3 protein-coding genes are annotated in these 2,732 nt (G+C 68.8%); 1 reads left to right on the top strand and 2 read right to left on the bottom strand.

The genetic code is table 11. The features are described from left to right. Positions 1-855: tryptophan--tRNA ligase (gene trpS / locus HG543_RS52915; RefSeq protein ID WP_169352565.1), on the bottom strand; the 855-nt coding region annotated here is incomplete at its 3' end. A 269-nt stretch (positions 856-1,124) separates the two neighbouring features. Here trpS and HG543_RS52910 point away from each other — a divergent pair. Then, positions 1,125-2,306, top strand: coding sequence for a DUF4388 domain-containing protein (locus HG543_RS52910; RefSeq protein WP_169352564.1), 1,182 nt, complete (start codon positions 1,125-1,127; stop codon positions 2,304-2,306). A 15-nt stretch (positions 2,307-2,321) separates the two neighbouring features. Here HG543_RS52910 and HG543_RS52905 read toward each other — a convergent pair. Continuing rightward, on the bottom strand, positions 2,322-2,732 hold a 411-nt coding region (locus tag HG543_RS52905; RefSeq protein WP_169352563.1), incomplete at its 5' end, for a Uma2 family endonuclease.

The raw sequence follows: 2,732 nt of genomic DNA, 5'->3' as shown, positions 1-2,732 counted from the left end.
CTTCCCGCCCGCCCTCCAGGTGGCGTCCACCTCGCGGAAGTCGGACTCGGGGAGCATCAGCTTCAGCAAGTCGTAGAGCGGCGCGTCGCTGACCACCCCGGGCGTCGTGGGCGGCTGCTGGGGCACCGGCTTGGCCGCCTCCACCGGCGTCGAGTCCGTCTTGATGGACATGATGCGCTTCTTGATTTCCTTCTCGTCCCCGAACAGGTCGATGGTGTTCCCGTAGGACTTGGACATCTTCCGTCCGTCGATGCCGGGCACCGTCGCGGTGGACTCCTGCACGCGCGCCTGGGGCAGCTTGAGGATGCCGGGCGAGTGGCCGCGCTCCTTGCCGTCCGGGTCCGCCGGGTCATAGCCGGGCACGTACTGGGTGTTGAACTTCACCGCCCAGTCGCGGGCGAACTCGATGTGCTGAATCTGGTCCTTCCCCACCGGCACGAAGTCCGCGCTGTAGAGGAGGATGTCCGCGGCCATCAGCACCGGGTACGCAAAGAGGCCGAAGTCGGGGCTGATGCCGTTCTCCACCTTGTCGCGGTAGCTGGTGGCGCGCTCCAGGTTCGACATCGGCGTGACGGTGCCCAGAATCCAGAACAGCTCCAGCACCTCGCGCACGTCGCTCTGGCGGAAGAGGATGGCCTTCTTCGGGTCCAACCCCAGCGCCAGGTAGGCGATGGCCGCCTCGCGCGTCATCTCCAGCGAGACCTTCGGGTCTCTCAGGGTGGTGAGCGAGTGGTAGTTCGCGATGAAGTAGTACGACTCGCCCTCGTCCTGGAGCTGCACGAACTGGCGGAGCGCGCCGTAGTAGTTGCCGATGTGCAGCTTTCCGGACGACTGCACGCCTGAGAGAATCCGCATGTCGGTTCCGACTCGAGTGACGGGTGGTGGACGCGGCTGGTTCGCACACCCGCCGCGCCCCTGCAACCTTCCGTTGGGGCCGTCTTGCTTCCGTTCCCTGACGGACGGGGTGGGCGCCTCTGCCTGAAAATTTCCGACGCCCCCGGAAATTCCCAGGAAATTCAAGCACTTGCGATTGAATGACGGTGGGTAGAACGCTACCCTGACCGCACCACCTGCGAGCACGCGCAGCCATTCCGTGGAGCCACATCTCGGGAGGACGCATCGGCATGGAGTCATTCAACGGAAGTCTCGCCAGCTATCGCCTGCAGATGGTGATGCCACCGCTCTTCAGTGCGCCGGGAGTCGAGGGGACGCTGCGCGTGGAGCGCGGGGCGGTGCGGCGGTGCTTCCACGTGAAGGACGGCTACCTGGTGGGCGAGAGCTCGAATGACCCACGCGAGCACCTGGCGCAGGTGCTGGTGAATCTGCGCATCCTGGACGCCCCCCGTGCGGCGGCGGCCTTCGAGGCGGCGGAGGGAGCGGGCATCCCCTACGGCACCTTCCTGGTGCAGCGCTGCTTCGTGGAGCTGCCGCGGCTGACGGAGGCCCTGGAGCACAAGGCCCGCGAGGCGCTCTTCGACTGCTACGCCTGGGAGTCCGGCGAGGTGGAATTCATACCGGAGCCGGCGCCCTTCCGCCGGGCGGTGGGGCTGAAGCTGCCGCTGGCGACGCTGCACCGCGACGCGGTGTCGCGGCTGCGCGAGTGGGCAGTGTTCCGCGACATCTTCCCGCGCATGGACATCACCTTCCGCGTGTTCCGCGAGTTCGCGGTGGAGACGTACTCCGAGGAGGAGGACGTGCTGCTGGACCTCGCGGCGGGCGGGGCCACGCTGGGGGAGATGCTGGCGAGCGCGAGAGAGGCGCCGCTGTTCGCCGCGCGCTGGGTGCTGCACCTGTACCGGCGCGGAGCGCTGGCGCCGCGTCAGCCCAAGGGGCCCCAGCTCGGCGAGTCCGCGGAGCTGGCCGAGCTGCTCAACCTGGTGAAGCGCTGCCTGGAGACGGGCAAGTACGACCACGCGGTGGCGCTGGCGGCGCAGGTGTTGGAGCGCGGGCCGGTGCCAGAAGCGCACGCGCTGTACCGCGAGGCGGAGGTGCGGCTGACGTTGGCGCTGAGCGACGAGCTCTTCGCACTGGACGGGCGGCTCGTCTTCGAGCCGATTCCGCGCCCCACCCCGCCGGACCTGACGGCGGATGACCTGTACCTGTACTCGAAGCTGCGGGGCAGCCGGAGCATCCGCCAGGCGCTGCGCACGGCGGCCATGGGTGAGCTGGCGGCCTCGCGTTCGGTGCACCGGCTGATGGCCTCCGGACTCATCCGCGTGGCCCCACTCCCCGGAAACGAGGCGACCGCCCCAAGGCGCACGAGCACGGACCCGTACGGCATCCCCCTCGTCCGCGCGGGAAGCTGAGCTGACGGACCTGTCTCAGGGCGCGGGCGGCCCTGCCTGCCCGCGCCGCAAGTCCGGCATCCACAGCAGCGCCAGGTCCAGGGGAAGCGAGTCGAAGGGCTCCGCCCGCACGATGTCGTCTCCCCCGTACACCTCCGCGCGGCTCCACTTCTGCGCCTCGCGCCGGTAGATCTCCAGGCTGCGCCGGACCGGGTCGATGATCCACGCGTGCGCCACACCCTCCCGGTGGTACAGCGGCATCTTCCGGTCCAGGTCCACGTAACGGGTGGACGGAGACAGCACCTCACAGAGCCAGTCCGGAGCAATGGTCAGCCAGGGCGCGTTCGGAGGCTCTGGCACCCGCTCACGCCGCCAGCCGGCGATGTCCGGAACGACGACGTCGCGCCCGAAGTGAAGCTCGGGCTCGTCGAAAAACCACCACCCACC

The organism is Pyxidicoccus fallax (assembly GCF_012933655.1).
In the GTDB taxonomy this organism is placed as follows: domain Bacteria; phylum Myxococcota; class Myxococcia; order Myxococcales; family Myxococcaceae; genus Myxococcus; species Myxococcus fallax.
This window is presented reverse-complemented; position numbering and strand designations above follow the sequence as displayed.